17 protein-coding genes are annotated in these 15,715 nt (G+C 67.6%); 8 read left to right on the plus strand and 9 right to left on the minus strand.

The window, feature by feature from the left end:
- Nucleotides 1–41: 41 nt before the first annotated feature.
- Nucleotides 42–734, minus strand: a complete 693-nt coding sequence (locus tag ACWF4Z_RS04175; RefSeq protein WP_452241467.1) for an SRPBCC family protein — start codon at nucleotides 732–734, stop codon at nucleotides 42–44.
- The gene (locus ACWF4Z_RS04180; RefSeq protein ID WP_452241468.1) at nucleotides 731–1,303 is read right to left on the minus strand and encodes an ArsR/SmtB family transcription factor; all 573 of its coding nucleotides are present in this window, start codon (nucleotides 1,301–1,303) and stop codon (nucleotides 731–733) included. The genes ACWF4Z_RS04175 and ACWF4Z_RS04180 overlap by 4 nt, the downstream gene beginning before the upstream one ends.
- A gap of 193 nt (nucleotides 1,304–1,496) precedes the next feature.
- On the opposite strand from ACWF4Z_RS04180, the gene ACWF4Z_RS04185 reads away from it, so the two are divergent.
- The 8 genes from ACWF4Z_RS04185 (at nucleotide 1,497) to ACWF4Z_RS04220 (ending at nucleotide 9,834) form a co-directional block, all read left to right on the plus strand.
- Nucleotides 1,497–3,617, plus strand: coding sequence for an alpha-galactosidase (locus tag ACWF4Z_RS04185; RefSeq protein ID WP_452241469.1), 2,121 nt, complete (start codon nucleotides 1,497–1,499; stop codon nucleotides 3,615–3,617).
- Nucleotides 3,618–3,664: 47 nt separating this feature from the next.
- Entirely contained in the window at nucleotides 3,665–4,606 is a 942-nt protein-coding gene (locus ACWF4Z_RS04190) for a carbohydrate ABC transporter permease (protein ID WP_452241470.1), read from the plus strand.
- Nucleotides 4,603–5,484, plus strand: coding sequence for a carbohydrate ABC transporter permease (locus ACWF4Z_RS04195; protein ID WP_452241471.1), 882 nt, complete (start codon nucleotides 4,603–4,605; stop codon nucleotides 5,482–5,484). Before ACWF4Z_RS04190 ends, ACWF4Z_RS04195 begins: the two co-directional genes overlap by 4 nt.
- Entirely contained in the window at nucleotides 5,484–6,842 is a 1,359-nt protein-coding gene (locus ACWF4Z_RS04200) for an ABC transporter substrate-binding protein (protein ID WP_452241472.1), read from the plus strand. The genes ACWF4Z_RS04195 and ACWF4Z_RS04200 overlap by 1 nt, the downstream gene beginning before the upstream one ends.
- A 166-nt stretch (nucleotides 6,843–7,008) precedes the next feature.
- Complete coding sequence (locus ACWF4Z_RS04205) at nucleotides 7,009–7,512, plus strand: DUF1707 SHOCT-like domain-containing protein (protein ID WP_452241473.1); 504 nt, start codon at nucleotides 7,009–7,011, stop codon at nucleotides 7,510–7,512.
- Nucleotides 7,509–7,922, plus strand: a complete 414-nt coding sequence (locus ACWF4Z_RS04210) for a hypothetical protein (protein ID WP_452241474.1) — start codon at nucleotides 7,509–7,511, stop codon at nucleotides 7,920–7,922. Before ACWF4Z_RS04205 ends, ACWF4Z_RS04210 begins: the two co-directional genes overlap by 4 nt.
- Nucleotides 7,915–9,381, plus strand: coding sequence for a multicopper oxidase family protein (locus ACWF4Z_RS04215; protein WP_452241475.1), 1,467 nt, complete (start codon nucleotides 7,915–7,917; stop codon nucleotides 9,379–9,381). The genes ACWF4Z_RS04210 and ACWF4Z_RS04215 overlap by 8 nt, the downstream gene beginning before the upstream one ends.
- A gap of 51 nt (nucleotides 9,382–9,432) precedes the next feature.
- Nucleotides 9,433–9,834, plus strand: a complete 402-nt coding sequence (locus ACWF4Z_RS04220) for a hypothetical protein (protein ID WP_452241476.1) — start codon at nucleotides 9,433–9,435, stop codon at nucleotides 9,832–9,834.
- Here the strand turns inward: ACWF4Z_RS04220 and ACWF4Z_RS04225 are convergent.
- The 7 genes from ACWF4Z_RS04225 to ACWF4Z_RS04255 all read right to left on the minus strand — a co-directional run bounded on the left by ACWF4Z_RS04225 (nucleotide 9,814) and on the right by ACWF4Z_RS04255 (nucleotide 15,164).
- A complete protein-coding gene (locus ACWF4Z_RS04225) occupies nucleotides 9,814–10,029 on the minus strand; it encodes a hypothetical protein (RefSeq protein ID WP_452241477.1) in 216 nt (71 codons plus the stop codon). The two genes, ACWF4Z_RS04220 and ACWF4Z_RS04225, sit on opposite strands and share 21 nt — an antisense overlap.
- 80 nt (nucleotides 10,030–10,109) lie before the next feature.
- On the minus strand, nucleotides 10,110–11,213 hold the full coding sequence (locus ACWF4Z_RS04230) for a sulfite oxidase (protein ID WP_452241478.1): 1,104 nt from the start codon (nucleotides 11,211–11,213) through the stop codon (nucleotides 10,110–10,112).
- Between the two features lie 28 nt (nucleotides 11,214–11,241).
- The gene (locus ACWF4Z_RS04235; protein WP_452241479.1) at nucleotides 11,242–11,772 is read right to left on the minus strand and encodes an exonuclease domain-containing protein; all 531 of its coding nucleotides are present in this window, start codon (nucleotides 11,770–11,772) and stop codon (nucleotides 11,242–11,244) included.
- Nucleotides 11,772–12,380: a response regulator gene (locus ACWF4Z_RS04240; protein ID WP_452241480.1), complete on the minus strand. Its 609-nt coding sequence runs from the start codon at nucleotides 12,378–12,380 to the stop codon at nucleotides 11,772–11,774. Before ACWF4Z_RS04240 ends, ACWF4Z_RS04235 begins: the two co-directional genes overlap by 1 nt.
- Entirely contained in the window at nucleotides 12,377–13,507 is a 1,131-nt protein-coding gene (locus ACWF4Z_RS04245) for a sensor histidine kinase (RefSeq protein WP_452241481.1), read from the minus strand. Before ACWF4Z_RS04245 ends, ACWF4Z_RS04240 begins: the two co-directional genes overlap by 4 nt.
- A gap of 26 nt (nucleotides 13,508–13,533) precedes the next feature.
- On the minus strand, nucleotides 13,534–14,268 hold the full coding sequence (locus ACWF4Z_RS04250; RefSeq protein WP_452241482.1) for an ABC transporter permease: 735 nt from the start codon (nucleotides 14,266–14,268) through the stop codon (nucleotides 13,534–13,536).
- Nucleotides 14,265–15,164: an ABC transporter ATP-binding protein gene (locus tag ACWF4Z_RS04255; RefSeq protein ID WP_452241483.1), complete on the minus strand. Its 900-nt coding sequence runs from the start codon at nucleotides 15,162–15,164 to the stop codon at nucleotides 14,265–14,267. The genes ACWF4Z_RS04250 and ACWF4Z_RS04255 overlap by 4 nt, the downstream gene beginning before the upstream one ends.
- Nucleotides 15,165–15,715 lie beyond the last annotated feature (551 nt).

Below are 15,715 nucleotides of genomic sequence, written 5' to 3' on the forward strand. Positions count from 1 at the left end.
TACACCTGCTAGGCCGCTGGCGCCGACTATTCTCCGCCTTGTTACCCGGCTGTCAGGTCGAGGCCGTTGGGGTAGCGCGCTTCCCACCACGTCTTCCAGCGGCCGTCCAGCTCGTCGCGGTCGACATCGCCGTACAGGCTGAGGATCGCCATTGTGGCCCCGTCGGGCTTCTTCTCGCCGGGCGGGAGATAGCTGAGGACCAGCAGACCGTTGCCCCAGGCATCTACTGCGAGGCCGATCTGGTGGTCGGAGACGTACCGGACCTGGCCCTTCACCTGCTCGCCGATCAGGTCGAGCTGGTACGGCGTACCTGCCGACTCGACGTCGATGCCCAGCTCGGTGATGGGCGAGACGGCTCCGGTGCCGGAGTAGAAGAGCGTGTGCCGTTCGTCGTCCGGGTGCTGCTCGACGAAGAAGCCGAGCTGGTGGAGGAAGGTGATCCAGCCCTCGGTGACGTCGTCGTAGTACGCGTCCCATTCCGGGTTCGCCCCCAGCGGCGCCCGGGTCAGCGTGACCCGTGAACCGCCCTCGACGGGCTCGACGACGAAGACGTCGCCGTTCCCGAGCGTCAGCGTCGTCCCGTCCTCGGCCACCCCGGTGAAATAGATGAGGTCGATCTCCTGCTCCAGACCGCCTTCGTACTCCCAACCGTGCCAGTGCACGATCTTGTCCTTGTTCCGGAGTGCGTCCCAGACCGCTTCCACCGGAGCGGCCACCGTCACCACGATCTTCATGTCTCTCCTTGGGTCTCTTCGCGCGGCGTGGGGTGGCCGCCGGCGATCAGGCGGTACGGGCGGCCGCCGTCGGTGTCGAAGTGTTCGACGGTCTGCCTGACCGCCTCGGTGAGTGCGTCGGTGAAGCGGTGGACGTCGGCGGGCTCGGCGAAGCGGACCTCGGCCTCGAGGGTGAACGTCAGCAGCCGCTTGCCCCCGGCATCGGCCGCACTCTGCATCCGGGCCACGTCGCGAACCGTGCCGGCGGCGACATCGATCAAGTGCTCGGCGGCGAACTGGTCCTGGATCTGCGTGAACGCTCGACCCATCACGGCCGGATCGACCACGAGATCGGCGGACGCGCGCAGGATCCGCTCGGTGAATCCGCGTCGCTGCCGCTCCTCGACGAGCTCGACCAGGCCGGCCTTCTCCAGCTCCCGCAGGTGGTAGTTCACTCGCTGCCGCGGCAACTCCAGTGTCACCGCGAGCTGGGTCGCCGACGCAGGCTCGCGCAGCAGCTCCAGCAGTTGCCGCCGGATCGGCGACAACGCCAGCCGCACCTTCTCCGGCTCCTCGACATAGCGCAACACGCGACCACTGTCCAATAGACAGGAAAATCTGTCAATACAACGGTCACGAGCGGGGAGAGCGATTGCTGAACCCTTGGGCCGATCCCCGGGATGGCCTTAGGGTAATTACTTAACTTCGTGAAGCATTGACATCTAGGCCGGCGGGGTAAATAGTTCCGTCCTGAAATCAATCAGAAAGCAGAGTGAATCAACAGTGTCGAACATTGAGGTGCTGCAGCTTCGGGCTGCCGGGGTCAGCTTGGTGCTGGACTGCTCAGGTCCGGCCCTTCCGTCCGTGCTGCACTGGGGCGCGGATCTCGGCGAGTTGACCGGTGACGCTCTGCTGGAACTGAGGCGTGGAGCCGGTCCGGTCCAGGACGGGAACGGTCTGGACGAGAACCGGCCGATCGCGATCGTGCCGGAGTACTCGGCCGGCTGGTTCGGGCTGCCGGGGCTGAGCGGCCATCGCGACGGGCAGAACTTCTCCGCGGGCTTCCAGGTTGCGAGCATCGCGCAGACCGACAACACCGTGCAGGTCGACGCCGAGGACACCGAGGCCGGGCTCAGGCTCCGCCTCACCATCGAGCTGACCGACAGCGGTCTGGTCCGGGCGAAGGCTGACCTGACCAACACCGGGGCGACGCCGTACACGGTCGATGGGCTGCTGCTCGCGCTGCCGGTCCCGACCGAGGCGACCGAGCTTCTCGACCTGACCGGTCGCCACATCGGCGAGCGGCACCCCCAGCGGCACGAGTTCACGCAAGGCGCGCACATCCGCGACAACCGCCGCGGTCGCACCGGCGCCGACGCGACCCTGCTGCTGATGGCCGGTACGCCGGGATTCGATTTCGGCACGGGTGAGGTCTGGGCCGTGCACACCGCATGGAGCGGCAACCACCGCTCGTACGCCGAGCGCGGCATGAGCGGGTACGCCGTCATCGGCGGCGGCGAGCTCCTCCTCCCGGGCGAAGGCCGCATCCAGCCCGAAGGCACCTACAGCACCCCCTGGATCTACGGTTCGTACGGCGTCGGACTCGACCGGCTGTCCGCACGGTTCCACGAGTACCTGCGGGCCCGGCCGAACCACCCGCAGACCGCGCGTCCCGTCGTACTGAACACCTGGGAGGCCGTCTACTTCGACCTCGACCTGGACAAGCTGAAGTCGCTGGCCGACGCGGCCGCCGAGGTCGGCGCGGAGCGGTTCGTGCTGGACGACGGCTGGTTCCGCGGGCGGCGTGACGATCACGCCGGGCTCGGCGACTGGTACGTCGACGAAGGGATCTGGCCGAACGGCCTGCACCCGCTGGTCGACCACGTCCGCGGCCTGGGCCTGCAGTTCGGCCTCTGGGTCGAGCCGGAGATGGTCAACCCGGACTCCGACCTGGCCCGCAAGCACCCGGACTGGATCCTTGCCACCGGCAACCGGATGCCGCCGACCGCCCGTCACCAGCAGGGGCTGAACATCGGTATCCCGGCCGCGTACGACTACATCCTCGAGCGGCTCGACAGCCTGCTGACCGAGTACGACATCGCGTACCTGAAGTGGGACCACAACCGCGACTTCGTTGATGGCGGCAACCAGTTGACCGGTACGGCGGCCATCCACGAGCAGACCCTGGCCGTGTACCGACTGATGGACGAGCTGAAGCGCCGGCACCCCGGCCTGGAGATCGAGTCGTGCTCGTCCGGTGGTGCCCGGGTCGACCTCGGCATCCTCGAGCGCACCGACCGGGTCTGGGGCAGTGACAGCAACGACGCGCTCGAGCGGCAGACAATTCAGCGCTACACGCAGTTGCTGCTGCCGCCGGAGCTGATCGGCTGCCACGTCGGACCGCCGAAGGCGCACACGACCGGCCGCACCCAGGCGCTGTCGTTCCGCGCGATCACCGCGCTGTTCGGTCACTTTGGGATCGAGTGGGACATCGCGTCCGCGTCGGCCGAGGAGCGCGCGGAGCTCGCCGGATGGGTTGCCCTGCACAAGGAGCTGCGGCCGTTGCTGCACACCGGCACGGTCGTCCGCGCCGACCGCGGCCCGAACGACTTCCTCCTGCACGGCGTGGTCGGGTCCGACGGCGCGCGGGCCGTGTACGCCGCCGTACAGCTGACGCAGTCGGTCACCTCGGCGGTCGGCCGGGTGCGGCTGCCCGGACTGGACCCACGGCGTACCTATCGCGTCAGCAAGATCGCGACACCCGGGTCCGACTCGCGAAGCGCCGCTTGGCAGGCCGACGGTGGAAGTGTGGAGCTGAACGGCGCCGCACTCGCCTCGCTCGGCGTGCTGATCCCCGTGCAGTGGCCCGAGCACGCGATCTTGCTGGACGTGACTAGGACGTGACCGCGATCGGCTAGCCCGGCCGATCGTAGATGGAGAAGGAGATCCCCGTGACTGTGACCACCAATGCTCCACCTAGCCGGCTACATCGTCGCGGGGATCCCAAGCCGCCTGGCCGGCGGCGAAACCTCGGCGACCTGAAGGTCGCGATGATCTTTCTCGCCCCGGCCACGCTGGGCTTCGTCGTCTTCTACATCTGGCCGACGCTGCGCGGCGCGTACCTGAGCTTCACCGAGTACAGCCTGCTGTCGCCGCCGAAGTTCACCGGCTTCGACAACTACGAGCGGATGGTCCAGGACAGCTTCTTCTGGAACGCTCTCGTGGTCACCGTCGAGTACGTCGTGATCAACATCGGCCTGCAGACCGTGCTGGCGGTCGGTATCGCGATGCTGATGTACCGGCTGACCAAGTCGATCACGGTCCGCGCCGCGATCCTGCTGCCCTACCTGGTCGCGAACGTCGTCGTCGCGCTGGTCTGGTACTGGATGCTCGACTTCCAGGTCGGCATCGTGAACCAGGGACTGAACGCGATCGGGATCGACCCGATCGCGTTCTTCGGCGACTCGCACTGGGCCATCCCGACCGTTGCCGGGATCAACGTCTGGCGGCACATGGGGTACACGGCCCTGCTCGTGTTCGCGGGGTTGCAGACGATTCCGGCGTACGTCTACGAAGCCGCCGAGGTGGACGGTTCGACGGAGTGGAAGACGTTCTGGCGGATCACGTTGCCGTTGTTGCGGCCTGTTCTGGTGATGGTCCTGGTGGTCACCATGATCGGGTCGTTCCAGATCTTCGACACCATCGCGGTGACGACGCAAGGCGGTCCGATCAACGCGACCCGGGTCATCTACTACTACATCTACGAGCGTGCGTTCACCCGGTTCGACTTCGGGTACGCGTCCGCGATGGCCCTGGTGCTGTTCGCGATCCTCGCGCTGGTCTCGCTGCTGCAGCTGCGGCTGCTCCGCGCGCGGGAGAGTGATCTGGCATGAGGAAACAACTCAGCCCCGGTCGCGTCGTCGCCTGGGCCTGTCTGATCGTGCTGCTGCTGGTGACGCTCTTCCCGTTCTACTGGATGCTGCGTACGGCGCTGTCGAACAACACCCAGCTCCCCGGCCACCCGAGCTCGCTGTTGCCGGTCGACACCACACTGGGTGGGTTCAAGCGGGTGCTCGGACTCTCGACGCTCGAGGAGGCTCAGGCCCAGGGCGGGTCCGGAGCGGCCGTCAACTTCTGGCTCTACCTGCGGAACTCGTTGATCGTGGCAACGGTCACGACGGCGTTCCAGGTGTTCTTCAGCGCGATGGCGGCGTACGCGTTCGCCCGGCTGCGCTGGCCCGGTCGCGACACGGTGTTCGCGATCTTCCTGGCCGCGCTGATGGTCCCGCCGATCTTCACCCTGCTGCCGAACTTCGTGCTGATCAAGAACCTCGGCCTGCTGAACAGCTTCGCCGGCATCATCCTGCCGACCGCGTTCATGACGCCGTTCGCGATCTTCTTCCTGCGCCAGTTCTTCCTCGGCATCAGCCGTGAGCTGGAGGAGGCGGCGATGATCGACGGTGCCGGGCACCGGCGGATCTTCTTCGGACTGATCATCCCGATGAGCACGGCGCCGATCGCGACGCTGGCGATCCTGACCTACATCAACTCGTGGAACGACTACTTCTGGCCGTTGCTGGTCGGCCAGCAGGAGAACGTACGGGTGCTCACGGTCGCGCTGGGGGTGTTCCGTTCGCAGACGCCGCAGGGCGGGCCGGACTGGGCCGGGCTGATGGCGGCGACGCTGATCGCGGCGCTGCCGATGATCATCCTGTTCCTGGCGTTCGCGAAGCGGATCACCAACTCCATCGGCTTCTCAGGGATCAAATGATGAGACCTCTGTCCAGAAGGACCCTGCTGAAGGCAGGAATGGCCGGGCTCGCCGCGTCGGCGGTTGCCGGGTGCAACAACGGTGCCGCGGCCCGCGGTCCGGGCGAAGTCATCTACTGGCTCTGGGATTCGGGCCAGCTGCCGATGTACATCGAGTGCGCCAAGGTGTTCCACGAGCAGAACCCGCAGTACACCGTGACGATCGAGCAGTACGGCTGGGACAACTACTGGGCCAAGATGGTGACCGGGTTCATCTCCGACACGGCGCCGGACGTGTTCACGTCGCACTCGGCGAAGTACCCGCTGTACGCGGACAAGGGCCTGGTGCTGCCGATCGACGACTTTGTTGCCAAGGACAAGGTTGATCTGGGCATCTACCAGAAAGGCCTGGCCGAACGCTGGATCGGTGCCGACGGGAAGCGGTACGGGTTGCCCAAGGACTTCGACAGCGAGGTCTACTTCTACAACAGTGCACTGACCGAGGCGGCCGGCATCAGCGCCGACCAGCTGAACTCGATGACCTGGAATCCGCGGGACGGTGGCACTTTCGAGGAGATCGTCCGCCGGTTGACTGTCGACGCCAAGGGCCGGCGCGGCGACCAGCCCGGGTTCGACCCGGGCAAGATCAAGGTCTTCGGCCTCGGGTACGGCGATGCCGGTGGCTCGGACGGTCAGACCAGTTGGAGCTGGTACGCGGCGAGCAACGGCTGGAAGTACTCCGAGGGTGAGCCGTGGGGGACGAAGTTCTTCTACGGCGACCCGAAGTTCACCGAGACGATCGGCTGGTGGCGCAGCCTGATCACCAAGGGGTACATGCCGACGTACGCGCAGGCCAAGTCCGGCGTGGATGTCACCACCAGCTTCGGTGCGGGGAAGTACGGGATCACGCCGAACGGCTCCTGGCAGCTCGGGACGTACGCCGGCCTCAAGCAGGTCAAGACCAAACTGGCGCGGCTGCCGGTCGGTCCGATCGGCAAGCGGATGTCGATGATGAACGGGCTCGCGGACACGATCTGGGCGGGCACGACCCGTCGGGAGGCGTCCTGGGCCTGGGTGAAGTTCCTTGGTTCGCAGACCGCGCAGGACATCGTCGCGAAGGCCGGCGTGGTCTTCCCGGCGGTGGCGGCGAGCCTGCCGGCGGCCAAGACGGCGTTCGCGGCCGACGGCTGGGACGTGACGCCGTTCCTCGAGACGGTCGAGGCCGGGGATGTCTTCCCGTACCCGGCCAATCCCAACGCCGCGGATGTCTCCGCGGTCATGACCCCGGCGATGGACGCCGTCCTGTCCTTCGAGGCCGATCCGTCGTCGCTGATCAAAGCCAACAACGATGTGAACAAGATCCTCTCGGCCAACGCCTGAGGGTTCCCCCTGGGTAGGCCTACGCCCCGGGGAGTACGCCGTACTGCGTCCAGCGGTGCAGTGTGCTCCTCCGGGGGTAGGTGAGGTGCCGCCGGCTGGGCGACGCGGCGGAAGGGGTCCGAACGACACGCTTGGTGCACTTGATCCACGAGCACCGAGGAGTGTCATGAACGACGAGAGGCCGGGCGGGCCCATCCGCATCGGCGACAGCGAACGCGAGGACGCGATCAAGCGTCTGGGCGACCACTACGAAGCCGGCCGGCTCAGCGCGGACGAACACGCCGAGCGCATCGACCAGGCACTACAGGCGAAGACCGAAGCGGACCTCGCCGCACTCTTCACCGACCTCCCCGGCGCACACGCGGCCGGCTCGGGACAGTCCAGTGCCTCGGAGAGTGGCGAATGGGCTGGACCGTGGGGTTGGAAGCGGCCGCCGTGGACGGCGGCGTCCGAGAGCGCGGCCGGTAGTGCAGGTCCGCGATCAAGGCCGGGTCGGCCGGGGTTCCTGGGACGCGTTCCGGTCCCGTTGCTGATCGCGCTCGGCGTGGTCGGAGTTCTTGCTTCGGTGGGGTGCGTGGTGGGCGGCGGTCATCCGCCGGTGTTGCCGCTCGTCCTGGCCGTGGCGGGGTTCTTCATCGTCCGTAGGCGCCGGATGGAGCGGCGGGCATGAGAGCCGTCTACCGAGTGCTCGGCATGCTGATCACGGCGGCCGTGGTGCTCCAGATCGCGTCGATCGCGCTGTCGGGGTTCACGATCGCGAAGGACGCCGACAACGGCACGTCGATCGGGTCGGACTACACCAACTTCGGGCAGACGTACCACAGCATCGCCGGTTCGGTGATCGCTCTGCTCGCGCTGGTCTTCCTGATCGTGTCGTTCCTGACCGACGTTCCGCGGGGGCGGGTGATGGCCGGGATCGTCGTCGTACTGGTCGCCCTGCAGTTCGCCCTGGCGGTGTTCTCGTTCGGGCTGCCCGCACTCGGTGTCCTGCATGCGTTGAACGGTCTCGCGATCGCCGGCCTGGCCAGTTCGGCCGCTCGGCGAGCCGCCGTACCGAATCAACCTGTGACCAGTGGCTAAGTCCCGACGCCGGTGGGGCCGGCTGGTCGCTCTGGGAGTCGCTCTCGCGGTGCTCGTACCGCTCGGGTATCTCTGGGTGACCAGCCTCGTCCCCGGCCACTACAACGCGACAGAGATGGGGTACGCCGACTACGGCGGCGGGCCGACCTCCGCCGGGCACGAGCAGCACGACGGCATGTCGATGGACATGACCAGGAGCGTGGCGGACCTGACCGGCCCGAAGACGGGAACGCCGGATGTCGCGGTGACGCTCACCGCGCGGAAGCAGACGTTCCAGCTGCCCAGCGGTGAGACCGTGGACGGCTACACGCTCAACGGGACCTCGCCGGGACCGTTGATCCGGGCCAAGGTGGGCGACCTCGTCCAGGTCACGCTGGTGAACGAGAACGTGTCCGACGGTGTCACGCTGCACTGGCACGGCATCGACGTACCGAATGCCGAGGACGGGGTCGCCGGGGTGACACAGGACGCCGTACGCCCGGGTGGGAAGTATGTGTATCGCTTCAAGGCCGAGCAGGGTGGCACGTACTGGTATCACTCGCATCAGGTCTCGAGCGATGAGGTCAAAGGCGGACTCTTCGGGCCGATCGTGATCGCACCCGCGACGCCGGGTGAGGTAATCGCCACGATCCACACGTACGACGGGAAGCGGACGCTCAACGGGCGCACGGGGACTCAGCGGATCAATCTTCCGGCCGGTACGACGGCGCACGTCCGGCTGATCAACACCGACAACGCCATCGTGCGGGTCGGTCTGCTCGGGACGCCGTACAAGGTCGTTGCTGTCGACGGTCGCAACGTCAACGGACCGACACCGGTGACAGCGGCCTATCCGTTGCCTGCCGGCGGCCGCGTGGATCTGGAGGCGGTCGTGCCGGCCGGCGGGATGCGGCTGGTGGCAGGTGCGGGCGCGACCTCGCTGGGGATCGGTCCGGTAGATTCGCCGGCCGGCGAGCTGCCTGCGGAGACGGTCGATCTGTTGACCTACGGGAAACCCGCGCCATTTGGTTTCGATCCAGGAAAGGCGGATCGAAACTTCGAGTACCGGATCGGGCGGCAGCTCGGGTTCCTGGACGGGAAGCCGGGGTTGTGGTGGACGATCAACGGACACAAGTTCCCCGACGTGCCGATGTACATGGTTGCCGAGGGCGACATTGTCCGGATGAAGATCTCCAACACCAGTGGGCAGGCGCACCCGATGCACCTGCACGGCCATCACGCCGTCGTGCTGTCCCGCAACGGCGTCGCCGCCACCGGCTCACCCTGGTGGATCGACACCCTCGAGGTCGGCACCAACGAGACCTACGAGATCGCCTTCGTCGCCGACAATCCCGGCGTCTGGATGGACCACTGCCACAACCTCCCGCACGCCTCCCAGGGCCTGATGACCCACCTCATGTACGAAGGCATCACCACGCCGTACCTGATCGGCGGCGACTCCCACAACGACCCGGAGTGAAAGCACGGAACCACGCCCTTGCGGTGGGCGTCCGTACCTCATGATGTTCAGGTGACTACGCCCAACGAGGATCGAGACCTCCACGGCCGGCAGTTGATCCTGCTGCTGGTGTTCTTCGGTGGTGTCACCGGCGGTCTGTACCTGCTCGGCCCGAGCTTCCTGGCTGGGAATCCGGTGGGCAGCGCCGCCGTCGCGGGCATGGCGTGCTATCCCGCCCGCTTCCTGGTCGGGCGGTTCGACTGGTGGACGCGCTTGGAGCAACCGACCCGGCGCACGATCGCGCGGCGCGAACGCGCCCGGCAACGTCTACTGGATCGCGAAGCCGCCGACCGATTGCTGCCGCCGGACCACACCGGGGGCTCGCGGCACCGGCGGCCGGCGCGGGGCAGGCCGCGCTGGATCAGCTCCGTGCGAAAGCTGATCGGCGGTAGGTCAGACGACAAGCCGGAGTGAGTGCGACGACGCCAGGTGCATCGCGGCGATCCGCGCGCAGGCCGCGTCGATCGCTGCTCGCTGGGACTCGTAGGAGCCCCACCACAGTGGGTTGTCCGGCTGTGGGTCGAGCTTGTCGTCGATGTCGGCGTACCACTCACCGGCGGTTCGGAAGACGCGCGCGTGCAGGTGGATCTGTAGGCCCAGTTCGTTCACCGCAACACTCCTGGAGTGAGACCGTGTCCGTCTCCAGGATGTGCCGCGGGTACGACGGATCGGCCCAGCGACACGCGGAATCAGGTCACCAGCACCGTGATTCGTTGGGCGGTGTTGTTGGCGAAGCCGCCGCGGTTCCAGGGGGCCTCGATGGGTTGTTCGCGGCCGCTGGCGTCGTACGCGCGGACCGTGAGGACGTGCTCGCCGGGCGTGGCGGCCCAGTCGTATTCGAACGCCCGCCAGGCGAGCTCGTCGGTGTCGTTGCTGGGGGCATCCAATTTTGCCTCGTGCCAGGTCACGCCGGCGTCCGTGCTGACCTCGACCCGCTCGATCGGCGCCCAGCCGGACCAGGCCCGGCCGAACAGCGGAACGGTGCCTGCAGCAACGAACCGGTGCCGGCTCATGAAGTCGGGGAACCCGGGCGGCACCAGCAAGGCCCGCGGCTCGATCCGGGTCACCGCCGTCCCCGGATCGTCGGCGTCGGTGCGGATCCGGTAGGCGACCGCGTTCTGGAAGCCGTCGAACTCGTGGTCGATCAGCTCGATCGACCGCAGCCACTTCACGCTCGCCATCCCGTACCAGCCGGGTACGACCAGGCGCAGCGGATACCCGTGCTGCGGCGGCAGCGGCTGGCCGTTCATCTCCCACGCCACGATCGCGCCGGAATCGATCGCCTCGGTCACGGAGAGACCGCGCTGGTAGTCCTGCTCGACACCGCGCTCGATCCCGTGATCCGCGCCGGTGAACACGACGTCCACCGCATCCGCACGGATCCCGGCGGATCGCAGCAGGTCGGACAACAGCACGCCGGTCCACTCCGCCGTACCGACGGCTTCGGTCAACCAGGGCTGGCTGATCGGCCGCGGTTGCAACGCGGCCCGGCCGTTGCCCGCGCACTCCAAAGTGACCCGGATCGTACGACGTCCCATCGCGCGCAACTCGGTCAGTCCGAACGACAGTGCTTGCTCGACGCATCCGTCGACAGTGAGTCGCCAGGTGGCCGCGTTCGTTGCCGGGATGTCGTAATGCACCAGCACGTAGTGCAGGCCCGGCGGTGTCACGTCGTACCGCAGACCCTCCAGCGGCACCCCGTGATTACGCGTCGCCAGCTGCAACTCGTCACCGGTGATCCCCTCACCGGTGTCCGCCAACCGCCCCCGCACACTGAATTCCTCGATCGACATCACAGATCCCTCCCCCTGAACAGCCACCTTAGTGCGCTTGCATGTGCAGGACGAGACCTGCGATGTTCCACGCGTCATCGGCGCCCGAATGCAGCCGCCCCTCGACCGGTAGACCGGCGATCTCCAGTGCTAGCGCCATGTACGGACGCCGTCGCAGTCCGTGCAGCTCCGCGAACCGGGCCTTGGCGTTGGTGTGATCGTCGCTGAACGGATACGCGACACCGAAGTCCGCGCATTGCCGCTGGAACTGCTTGCGGTCGTAGTCACCCCAGCTCATCCAGGGCAACTTGTCCGTCTGGTACTGCGAGACCAGCAGGTCACACGCCTGGGCGAACGAGACGCCGCCGTCGACCTTCTCCTGGGTGAGCCCGGTCAGCTCGGTGCAGAAGGCACTCACGGTAGAGCGTTCCGGCCGAACCAGAACACCGTGTTTGGCCAGCCGCTGCCGGCTGTCGAGGTCGACGACGCTGAGACCGATCTCGATGATCTCGTGCTCCTGGCCCGGTGGCGGATCGCCTTCCCAGCAGGTCGCTTCGACATCCACGACGTTGACGAGCATCACAGCCAGCCGTTCCCGAGGGCGATTCGGGCGGCTTCGGCGCGGGTTCGGGCGCCGGTCTTGCCGATGGCGGCGGAGAGGTGGTTGCGAACGGTGCCCTCGGAGAGGTGGAGCTCGCGGGCGATGTCGGCGACCGTGCCACCTTCGCGGGCTGCGCGCAGTACGTCGGACTCCCTGCCGGTCAAGGGGCTCGTCCCCGCGACCAGGGTTTCGGCGGCGAGTGACGGGTCGACCACGCGGAGCCCCTGGTGCACCCGTCGTACCGCATCCGCGAGCTGGGTCGCGGGGGTGTCCTTCACGACGAAACCGGCGGCGCCTGCCTCCATGGCCCGACGCAGGTAGCCGGGGCGGCCGAAGGTGGTCACCATCAGCACCCGCACCCCCGGTACGGCGGTCCGCAACTCGGCGGCGGCCTCGATCCCGTCCAGGCCGGGCATCTCGACATCGAGCAGGGCAACGTCCGGTTTGGTCGCCTTCGCGGCCGCGATCACCTCGTCGCCGCGACCGACCTCGGAGACCACCTCGAGGTCCGGTTCCAGATCCAGCAACGCGGCCAGGGCCCCACGGACCAGCGCCTGGTCGTCGGCGATCAACAGACGGATACTCACGGCCCCACCCTGACAGCAAGGCGGAATCCGCCGCCAGGCGCCTGGCCGACCTGGACGCTTGCGCCGGCCTGATCTGCCCGCTCGCGCAATCCCATCAGCCCGTGCCCGGACGCGCCGCCGCCGGGCGTCGGTCCCTTGCCGTCGTCGAGGACCTCGATCTGGCGCGCGTCGAACTTGATCCGGCAGCGCTTCGCGCCGGAGTGACGCAGGACGTTGGTGACACCTTCCCGCACAACCCAGGCGAACAACTCCCGGTTCTCCTCCGGCACTTCGTCGACCGTCGTGGGCAGGTCGGGTTTGATCTCGGCGGCCTTCAGCGCGGTCTTGGCGGCGACGAGCTCACCGGCCAGGCTGAGCTCGCGGTATCCCGCGACGGCGGCCCGGACATCGGCCAGGGCGGCGCGGGCCAAGCTCTCGACGTCGGCGACCTCGGCAGCGGCCCGGGCCGGGCTCGCCTCGATCAGCTTTCCCGCCAGCTCGGCCTTCACCGTGATCACCGTCAGCGAGTGCCCGAGGATGTCGTGCAGGTCCCGGGCGAACCGGTTGCGCTCCTCCTGGACGGCCAGGTCGGCCATCTCCCGGCGCGCCCGTTCCAGCTCGATACCGCGCTGACCGGCTCGGCGGAGCGCGTACACCGCCAGTGCGCCGAGGACGATCGCGAGGCCGTAGCTGCCGTTGTCACTCCAGCCCGGCACCACCCGCAGCGAGATCTCGGCGCCGGCGAACAGCAGCACGACGAACGCGATCGCGACCCGGAGATCGAGCAGAAGCATCGCGACCGACGCGATGTAGACCAGGCCGGTGAACGCCGTCTGACCGGCGGTGGGAATCATCAGCAGGCACAGCGTCAGCATCAGGGCGAGATACGAGACCCGCTGCCAGACCGGGAGCTGGTTCTTCTTGGCCGCTCGCCGCAACAGCCCGAAGAAGGCGAGATAGCTTGCCGCGAAGAGGCCGACCGTGAGGAACCCGAACATCTCGGCTGCCCCGGACTCCCGGTTGGCGATGCGCTGGAGTGGCTGGAACAGGTAGAACAGCCAGAACGCACCCGCCAGCCAAGCCCACCGACCAGGCCCGCGGTCACCGGCCTGCTCAGCCATGTCCTCCAGCACATCTCGGCTCTTCACGTTGATCACGCTATGCCACGGAGGCCTCAAGCCCGCGCGGTATCAGCGCGGTAGCGGCGCAGAGCGATGAATCCGAGGACCACTGTCCAGCCGAGCACCACCAGCAGCGCCTGCATGTCCACGCCGCTCTGCGTCAGCGCGCTTCGCGAGGTCAGTCCGGTCCAGTACGCCGGAGTCAGCTGGGCAATGTGCTTCATCAGCGAGGGCATCTGGTCGACCGGCAACCACAGTCCGCCGAAGGCCGCGATCAGCATCGTGCTCAAGCCGGTGATCGGCTGCACGCTGTCGGGCTTGGCGACGTACCCGATGACCAGGCCGATCGCGGCGAACGGCAAGGCACCCAGCCAGGACACCAACGCGACGGTCACCCACCGGGCCACGCTGAGATGGACGTGGCCGACGGCCATGCCGGTGATGAAGACGACGACGAGCGGCGGGAGCGCCAGCAGCAGGGACAGGATCACCTTGCTGATGACGTACGCCTGCGGCTTGAGCGGAGTGAGGCGGAGCGTCCGGTTCCAGCCGCCGTCGCGCTCGGCCGCGATCACGCCGCCGCTGCTCATCGAGGCCGACATCGAGCCGAACATCGCCATACTCACCATCACGTAGGCGATCGCGGAGATCCCGCCCTCGCTGGCGCCTTGGGGGATCGTCAGGCCGAAGATCAGGAACAGCACCAACGGCATCAGGATCGCAAAGATCATCACTCGCCGGTTCCGCAGGATGCGGCGGATGTCGAACATCAGGTATTCGCGGTTCATGCCAGGGAGTCCTGTTCTGCGCTGATCGCCAGTACGGCGTCTTCGAGGTCTGCTGAGGTCACTTCGATGTCATGGGCGCTGGTGTTGTCGAGCAGGTAGCGCAGGGTGTCGTCGGAGTTCGCGCACTGCAGCAGGACGACGTCCCCGCGCGTCTCGACATTGCGTACGCCGGGCAGCGACGCGAGGGTAGCGAGGTCAGCGCCCGGGATCGTGGCGCGGATGGTCCGGCCGGACACGCTCGCCTTGATCTGGGCAGCGGTGCCGTCGGCAACTACCTTGCCGGCCCGCATCAGCACGACCCGGTCGGCGTACGAATCGGCCTCTTCCAGGTAGTGGGTCGCGAACAGCACGGTCCGGCCGCGCGCGGTCTCGGCGTGCATCGACGCCCAGAAGTCACGGCGGGCCTCGACATCCATGCCGGTCGTCGGCTCGTCCAGCACGATCAGATCGGGCTGCGGGATGATCGCCATCGCGAACCGCACCCGCTGCTTCTGGCCGCCGGACAGACCCTTCATCACCCGCTTGGACAGGTCGGCGATACCGGCCCGCTCGAGCGCCTCCTGCACGGGCATCGGGTGCTTGTGCAGGCCGGCCACGAGGTTCAGCAGCTCACCGACCTTCGCGTCCTCGATGATCCCGCCGCTCTGCAGCATCACCCCGACCTGGCCGGCGGCGATCGCCTCGTTCGGAGTTCCGTCGTACACCTGCACGTTGCCCTGATCCGGCTTCACCAGCCCGAGCAGCATCTCGATCGTGGTCGACTTCCCGGCCCCGTTCGGCCCGAGCAACGCCACCACCTCGCCCGCCCGGATGGTCAGATCCACCCCGGCGACCGCCTGCACCGCCCCATACTTCTTGGTCACACCCCGGAGGCTGACCGCAGTCGTTGTCGTCATACCCAAAGCTTCGCGGCTGACGCCGCAGTTCCCCTCGACCACCCGTCACAACCCACCCATGACATCCGTCAGCCACCCCTCAGGGTCAAACCCCTGAGGCCCCACCCGAAACAACCCCACCCGGAAAGGCCACCGCCGCGCGGCGGCTGCTCGTCGGCGGGGTACGCGGCACGTTGTCACGACCCTGGTCCAGTTCCGCTGGGCACCGCGGGTCGCAGTCGGTGTGGTTGGCGCTAGGTGCTGTGGTGGGGCGGTGTGTTGCTCCGTCGGTGTGTTTCGGGGCGTGGCGCCAAGAACGCCGCTGCGCGGCGGCTGCTCTTCGGCCGCGTCTGACCGGGTGCGCCGGAGATGGCCTGCGGTGGGCGTGGTTTGCGCCGGGCGTTGTGTTGAGCGCGCGTGGCCGAGACGTCACTTCAGGAAGCAGCCGCGCGACGGTACCGGCATCTGCAGCAGGCGCCTGCGCCGAGCCCGAGCATCCAGGTTGCAGCTGTCGGCTGTGCACAAGATTCCGTCCGGAGCGCAAGCTGATCCAGCGCACGCCTGCCGCCGGC

It is taken from the genome of Kribbella sp. NPDC055071, assembly GCF_053608045.1.